The sequence below is a fragment of the Ruegeria sp. BHSC223 genome, from assembly GCF_059613025.1.
Window position 1 is genome coordinate 41,256 of record NZ_JBXWRR010000022.1, and the last position, 6,732, is coordinate 47,987.

A 6,732-nucleotide genomic window follows, 5' to 3' on the forward strand; every position below is an offset into this window, starting at 1 on the left:
ATATGGATTTCAACCTGACCGAAGAACGCCAGATGTTGCAGGACACCCTGCGCCGCTATCTGGCCGATCGTTACACAACATCCGTCCGCAACACGATCCTGGACAGCGATACCGGCATGAGCGCCGAGATCTGGGCCGGGCTGGCGGAACTGGGCGTGATCGGGGCGCTGTTTTCTGAAGAGGACGGCGGGTTTGGCGGCGCCGGTTTCGACATCGCCACCGTGTTCGAGGAGCTGGGCCGCGCCGGTGTGGTCGAGCCGATGCTGGACAGTGCCATTCTGGGCGGGCGGCTGATCGCGGCGCTGGGCGACGATACTCAGCGCGGGCTGCTGGAGGAGATCATCGGCGGGGCTGCGCATCTGGCGCTGGCCCATGGCGAACCGGCCAGCCGCTATGACCTGACACGGGTGGAGACCACCGCGCGCGTTGACGGTGACGACATCGTGTTGAACGGGCGCAAGGCTGTGGTGGTAAATGCCGAAGCAGCCGGCCACCTGATCGTCTCGGCCCGCGAAAGCGGCGGGATCTTTGACCTGGACGGTATCTCGCTGTTCCTTGTGCCCGCAGGCACGCCGGGCGTGACGCTGCATGGCTATCCGATGCTGGCAGGAGGACGCGCCGCCGAGGTGACGCTGGACAATGTCCACCTGCCGCAGTCGGCGCGGCTGGGCGCGACGGGGGCCGGGCTGGCGCCGCTGATGGATGCGATTGCCGCCGCCAATGTGGCGCTTTGTGCCGAATGCGTGGGCGCGATGCAAAGCGCGGTGGAACTGACGCGCGGCTATCTGATGACGCGCAAGCAGTTTGGCCGCCCCATCGGCACGTTTCAGGCGCTGCAACACCGGTTCGCCGACATGCTGATCGAGCTGGAACAGGCGCGCTCGGCCCTGATCAACGCCGCCGGTCATCTGGACAGCGCCGACCGAGACCGCCAGATCGCCGCCGCCCGCAACCTGATCGCGCGGGTGGGCCGGTTGGTGGCCGAAGAGGCGATCCAGATGCATGGCGGCATCGCCATGACGCAGGAATACGAACTGGCCCATATCGCCAAGCGCATCGTGATGGCCGATCACAGGTTCGGCGATGCCGATTACCATCTGGAGCGGTTCATTGCCCTCAGCGCCGCCTGACCTGCCCGCATCCTGGACCCGCGAGAAATCCGGCTGCCAGTCGATGGTGGGTTACGAATTGGACCATGACCGGACCGGCGTCAGCCGGGCCTGTCACCTGGATCTTGGGCCACAGCACCTGAACTATCACGGCATCCTGCATGGCGGGCTTGTGTCGATGCTGCTGGACGTGGCCTGTGGCCAAACCGCATCGGCGATGTTCCGGCCCGAGGATCCGATCCCGGTGGTGACCGTTTCGCTCAACGTGCAGTTCGTGGCGGCCGCGCGGGGCGGCCGGGTGACGGCGGTGGGCATCCCGTCGGGCAATGGCCGCACGCTGGCCTATGTGAACGGCGAGTTGCGCGACGAGGACGGCCGCCTGCTGGCCACGGCGGCGGGCGTGTTCAAACGCGGCAGCCTGAGGAAGAAGACATGACGCTGGCGCGCGTGGATTACCGGGGCGACCGGCTGGTCGTGGTCAACATGAACAGCGCCCGGCGCGGCGCGCTGTCGCCCGATCTTTATGCGGCGATTGCCGAGGCAATGGAACAGGCGGCGGAACCGCGTATTCGCGCGGTGATCCTGTCGTCCGAAGGCGGGTTCTTTTGTGCGGGCGGCGACCTGAACGTGCTGATCGAGCGGCGCAAGCTGAGCGAGCCGGAGCGGCGCGGCAAGGTCGATCTGTTGCACGACCTGATCCGCGCCATCCGCGCCTGCCCGGTACCGGTGATCGCAGCGGTCGAAGGCGGTGCCGCGGGCGCCGGCGCCTCGCTGGCGCTGGCCTGCGACCTGTTGGTCGCGGCCGAGGGTGCGAAATTCACCGCCGCCTATGTCAAGGCGGGGCTGGTGCCCGATGCTGGCCTCACCTCGGCGCTGGCGCGGATGCTACCCCGGCAACTGGCGATGGAGATGTGCCTGCTGGCCCGACCGGTCACAGCTGAGCGCATGGCCGAACTGGGGGTGGTCAATCAACTGGCGTCGCCGGGTGAGGCCGAGACGCAGGCCCATGCGCTGGCCGATGCGCTGGCGCAGGGGCCGCGCGACGCGCAGGGCGTGATCCGGCGGCTGGTGGCGGAAGCTTATGAAGCGAGCGAGGCACAGCAATTGGATGCCGAGCGCGACGCCATGGCGCGCGCGGCTGGCGGGGACGAGGCTGCCGAAGGGATCGCGGCCTTTCTGGACAAGCGCAAGCCCCGGTTCTGACCGGGCAACAGGGGATCAGGCGATGGAGAAATGGCACGACTACCCCGGCGCACAGATCGCCAGCCGCCCCGATGCGCCCGCGTTTTCCGACAGCGGCGGCGCGGACTGGAGCTATGGCGATCTGGACCGGGCCATTTCGGCGCTGGTGGATGTGCTTGCCACCAAGGGCGTGCAGGCGAACGACCGGGTGATGATCCTGGCCGAGAACTGCTGTGCGGTGGTGGCCGCGCTCTTTGCCGTCTCGCGGCTGGGGGCCTGCGCGGTGCCGATCAACGCGCGCCAGACCGGGCCCGAGGTCGACAAGATCGTCGCCCATACCGAACCCGCCGCGATCCTCTGCGCCTCGGACATATCGACGGATGCCGCCGCCCATGCCGTGCGTCTGGGCGCGCATCCGATCGAGGGCGCCTTTGGCCGGATGCATCTGGCCACACCATGCCCCAGCAATCCCGACCCGGTGCTGAGCGATGTGGCGGTGATGCTGTTCACCACCGGCACCACTGGAACACCCAAGGGGGTGATGCTGACCCATGGCAACCTGCGCTTCGGCGGCCGCAGTTCGGCGGAACTGCGCGGCATGACGCCGGACGACGTGATCTATGGCGTGCTGCCGGTCACCCATGTGTTTGGCCTCGCCTCGGTGGTGACGGCGGCCACCTGTATCGGCGCTCCGGTGCGGCTCGATGCGCGGTTCACCGCCGCGCGCAGCTATGCGGCGCTGACCTCTGGCGTGACACTGTTCTCCGCCGTGCCGCAGATGCATGCGCTGTTGATGCAATACGCCCGCGAACAGGGATATGATCATCTACCGGGCGGCACGCTGCGCTATACCTCCTCGGGTGCGGCGCCGCTCGACCCTGCGTGGAAACGCAAGGCCGAGGCGTTCTATGGCGTCGCCCTGCAAAACGGCTATGGCCTGACCGAGACCACCGCCGGCGTCTCGGCCACGCGCAACCGGATCGGCCTGCCGGATATCTCGGTCGGTAAGCCCCTGCCGCAGGTCGAGGTCCGGCTGGACGAGGCGGTTACTGGCGGTGGCGATGGCGTGGGCGAGGTGCTGACCCGCGGCCCGCATGTGATGAAGGGCTATTACCGCAACCCGCAGGCGACCGAGGCCGCACTGCAAGACGGATGGTTCCGCACCGGCGACCTGGGCCGCCATGATGCCGATGGCAACCTGCATATCGCGGGGCGCAGCAAGGAGCTGATCATCCACGGCGGTTTCAACGTCTATCCGCCCGAGGTCGAGGCGGCGCTGAACGACCACCCGCAGGTGATCCAGGCGGCGGTGGTGGGGCGCATGGTTGCGGGCGATGAAAAAGTGGTCGCCTTTGTTCAGGTTGCACTTGGCGCCACCCCCGACCCTGACGAGTTGCGGGCCTTCGCCGCCGCGCGGCTAGCGGGCTACAAACGCCCCAGCCAGATCGTCGTCGCCACGGCGTTGCCAGCCGCACCCACCGGCAAGATCCTCAAACACAAACTGCTCGACCATTTCGCCGATCAACTCGATTGATCACGACCAAGGGCCCAAATGGGCGCCCCAAATGGGGCCGCCCATGCCTCCGGCGGGAGTATTGTGGACCAGAAAGAAGCGCCAAAGGGCCCGCTCCTCCTTCATTTCGCTGCAAAATACTCCGGGGGAGGCACGGCTGGCCGTGCCGGGGGCAGCGCCCCCATCGCCGCGCATCACGCGGCGCCCGGCCCAACGGGAGGCGGTGTTTTCGTCAGAAAACGCCAACGACGGGCGGGAGCGCGCCGCTTGCCGAGGCGTCAGGCCCAGACGCCTTCGGCGGCGGCGCGGATCTCGGCAATGTTCTGGCCATAAACGCCCGGATTGTCGACCGAGCCGCCCCGGAACACCGCCGAACCCGCGACCAGCACATCAGCCCCGGCCTGCGCCACCAGCGGCGCGGTCTTCGGGTCAACGCCGCCGTCGATCTCGATATGCACGGGCCGGTCGCCGATCATCTCGCGCAGGCGGGCGATCTTGGCAGTCATGTCGATGAATTTCTGGCCGCCAAAGCCCGGGTTCACCGTCATCACGCAGATCAGATCCGTCAGCTCCAGCAGATGCGCCACCGCCTCGGCCGGGGTGCCGGGGTTCAGCGCCACGCCCGCCTTCATCCCCGCGCCCCGGATCGCTTGCAGCGTGCGGTGGATATGCGGGCCGGCCTCGACATGCGCGGTCAGCACATCGGCACCCGCGTCGGCATAGGCGTCGATATAGGGATCGACCGGCGCGATCATCAGATGCACATCCATCACCGTCTTCACATGCGGACGGAACGCCTTTACCGCCATCGGGCCAAAGGTCAGGTTCGGCACGAAATGGCCGTCCATTACGTCCACATGCACCCAATCGGCGCCCTCGGCCTCGATGGCGCGGATCTCGGCGCCGAAATTGGCGAAATCGGCGGACAGGATCGACGGGGCGATCTTGATCTTGCGGTCAAAGCTCATGGCGGCCTCACGGTGGAAACAGAGTCGCCCGCCCTATACAGGCTCTCGTCGCCGATGGGTAGGGTCAGCTCAGACCCGCCTCGGCCCGGCCTTCATCCGTCTTCAGCGAGAAATCGGCCCCCCGATGCGCTTCGCCCCCCGGACCGCAGAGATAGGCCAGCGCGCGCGCGACCCAATCGGCCGGTATATGCGCCGAAGGGTCCAGCCGGCTGACCGGGTTGATCCCCGAGGCGCGGATCTGCACCTGCATCCCGGTCGCAACTGTCCCGGGGCTCAGCCCGATCACCCGGATGCCCTGATCGCGATACTCACGGTCGGCGCAGCGGGTCAGGGCCAGCACCGCCGCCTTGGTGGCGCAATAGTGGCTCCATCCCTCCAGTGCCGAGGTGGCCGCGCCCGAGGACAGGTTCAGCACCGTGCCGCCCCCGGTGGCCAGCATCCCCGGCAGCACCGCGCGCAGTCCGTGATAGACACCCTTGAGGTTCACATCCACCACCCGGCCCCAGTCCTCCGGGTCGCTGTCGGCCAGTCGGGCGATCGGCTCGATCAGCCCGGCATTGTTGATCAACACATCGACGCGGCCAAACCGCGCCTCAGTTGCCGCAACGGCCGCCGTGACCGCCGCCCAGTCGCCCATGTCACAGGGCAGGGCCATCGCCTGATCGCCAATATCGCCCACCAGCGCTCCCAGCGCCGCGCCATCGCGCGCCAGCAGGGCCACCCGCGCCCCGAGGCCCGCGAAATGGCGCGCTGAGGCGGCGCCGATACCCCGGCTTGCCCCGGTGATCACCACGGTCTGTCCTGTCAGATCGGTCATGTTTGCTCTCCTGCTATGATGGGCAGACACTAGGCGGACAAAAGATGCGGAAAAACGCTGTCTTTCCCATCATACTCATGCAAAATCTGCATGAATGGACACGGAAACCCTAAGAACCCTCCTGTTGATCGCCCGGCAAGGCAGCCTTGCCGGTGCGGCCCGCGTGCTCGACACTGATCCGTCGGCGCTCTCACGCCTGCTTTCCGGGGCCGAGGACCGGCTGGGCTTTCGCCTGTTCCATCGCAGCACAAGGCGGCTGTCGGTCACCGAGGCAGGGCAGGATTACCTGACCCGGATCGAACCGCTGGTCGAGGCGCTGGAGGCCGCCCGCGACACCGCCGCAGGGGCCGACCGCGTGCTGCGCGGTCCTGTGCGGCTCACCACTTCCACCGCTTTCGGACAGGTCTGCGTGCTGCCGCATCTGCCCGCCTTGCGCCGGGCCTGTCCCGAGATCACGCTGGAGCTTCTGCTTGACGACGCGCCCCGCGATCTGGTGGCCGAGCGTATCGACCTGGCCCTGCGCCTCGCGCCTGCGCCACGCGGCGACCTGATCTCGACCCGGCTGATGCGGACCCGCTACCATGTCTGCGCGACCCCCGGCTATCTGGCGCAACACGGCACCCCGGACCATCCCACGGGCCTCTCCCGGCACAACTGTCTGCGCATGGCCTTGCCCGAGTTCCGTACCCGCTGGCTGTTCCGCGACTCCCGGGGAGAGACCGAAGAGGTGCCCATCGACGGCACCCTGATCCTCTCCGGCGCGCTGGCGCTGCGCGAGGCGGCGCTCCTCGGTCTCGGGCCCGCGCTCTTGGCCGACTGGCTGGCGGCCGAGGCGCTGGCAAGCGGCGCGCTGGTCGATCTCTTTCCCGACCATCAGGTCAGCGCGACGGGTTTCGACACCGGGGTCTGGGCGCTTTACCCCGACCGGGCACATCTGCCCGCCCGCACCCGCGCGGTGCTGGATGTCCTGCGCCGGAACCTTGGGCGCGGGCCGGGGCGCGTTACAAAACTTTCACCCCCCTGACATATCGGCTTCGTCTGGCAGGCTTAGCACCCCCCTCGACAAGACCGGGGGAAACACGTGCTGCGGATCGACAAACTGACCAAACGGTTCGGCGACAATATCGCGGTGAATGCCGCGAC

General features: G+C 67.7%; 7 protein-coding genes. 5 read left to right on the forward strand and 2 right to left on the reverse strand.

The features are described 5' to 3' along the window. The first annotated feature begins 2 nt into the window (after positions 1-2). Genes AC2FNY_RS19570 through AC2FNY_RS19585 form a run of 4 tightly spaced genes read left to right on the forward strand, consistent with a single transcriptional unit; the run spans position 3 to position 3,825 of the window. Positions 3-1,130 carry an acyl-CoA dehydrogenase family protein gene (locus AC2FNY_RS19570; protein ID WP_496803486.1) on the forward strand — a complete coding sequence of 376 codons (1,128 nt, stop codon included), beginning with the start codon at positions 3-5 and terminating at the stop codon, positions 1,128-1,130. Then, a complete protein-coding gene (locus AC2FNY_RS19575; RefSeq protein ID WP_234163646.1) occupies positions 1,111-1,545 on the forward strand; it encodes a PaaI family thioesterase in 435 nt (144 codons plus the stop codon). The genes AC2FNY_RS19570 and AC2FNY_RS19575 overlap by 20 nt, the downstream gene beginning before the upstream one ends. Then, on the forward strand, positions 1,542-2,312 hold the full coding sequence (locus AC2FNY_RS19580; RefSeq protein WP_496803487.1) for an oxepin-CoA hydrolase, alternative type: 771 nt from the start codon (positions 1,542-1,544) through the stop codon (positions 2,310-2,312). The genes AC2FNY_RS19575 and AC2FNY_RS19580 overlap by 4 nt, the downstream gene beginning before the upstream one ends. Before the next feature lie 22 nt (positions 2,313-2,334). Further along, positions 2,335-3,825 carry a class I adenylate-forming enzyme family protein gene (locus AC2FNY_RS19585; RefSeq protein WP_496803488.1) on the forward strand — a complete coding sequence of 497 codons (1,491 nt, stop codon included), beginning with the start codon at positions 2,335-2,337 and terminating at the stop codon, positions 3,823-3,825. Positions 3,826-4,082: 257 nt separating this feature from the next. Here the strand turns inward: AC2FNY_RS19585 and rpe are convergent, their stop codons facing one another. Together rpe and AC2FNY_RS19595 are read right to left on the reverse strand one after the other, a co-directional pair. Then, the gene (rpe, locus tag AC2FNY_RS19590) at positions 4,083-4,772 is read right to left on the reverse strand and encodes a ribulose-phosphate 3-epimerase (protein ID WP_234143062.1); all 690 of its coding nucleotides are present in this window, start codon (positions 4,770-4,772) and stop codon (positions 4,083-4,085) included. Positions 4,773-4,836: 64 nt separating this feature from the next. Further along, the gene (locus AC2FNY_RS19595; protein WP_496803489.1) at positions 4,837-5,589 is read right to left on the reverse strand and encodes an SDR family oxidoreductase; all 753 of its coding nucleotides are present in this window, start codon (positions 5,587-5,589) and stop codon (positions 4,837-4,839) included. A 94-nt stretch (positions 5,590-5,683) separates the two neighbouring features. Here AC2FNY_RS19595 and AC2FNY_RS19600 point away from each other — a divergent pair, with 94 nt between their 5' ends. Beyond that, complete coding sequence (locus AC2FNY_RS19600; RefSeq protein WP_496803490.1) at positions 5,684-6,613, forward strand: LysR family transcriptional regulator; 930 nt, start codon at positions 5,684-5,686, stop codon at positions 6,611-6,613. Positions 6,614-6,732 lie beyond the last annotated feature (119 nt).

What these genes read in the sequence shown, in the direction of transcription:
- AC2FNY_RS19570 (WP_496803486.1), top strand. Translation starts at nt 3, where the DNA reads ATGGATTTCAACCTGACCGAAGAACGCCAGATGTTGCAGGACACCCTG.
- AC2FNY_RS19580 (WP_496803487.1), top strand. Translation starts at nt 1,542, where the DNA reads ATGACGCTGGCGCGCGTGGATTACCGGGGCGACCGGCTGGTCGTGGTC.
- AC2FNY_RS19585 (WP_496803488.1), top strand. Translation starts at nt 2,335, where the DNA reads ATGGAGAAATGGCACGACTACCCCGGCGCACAGATCGCCAGCCGCCCC.
- rpe (WP_234143062.1), bottom strand. Translation starts at nt 4,772, where the DNA reads ATGAGCTTTGACCGCAAGATCAAGATCGCCCCGTCGATCCTGTCCGCC.
- AC2FNY_RS19595 (WP_496803489.1), bottom strand. Translation starts at nt 5,589, where the DNA reads ATGACCGATCTGACAGGACAGACCGTGGTGATCACCGGGGCAAGCCGG.
- AC2FNY_RS19600 (WP_496803490.1), top strand. Translation starts at nt 5,684, where the DNA reads ATGGACACGGAAACCCTAAGAACCCTCCTGTTGATCGCCCGGCAAGGC.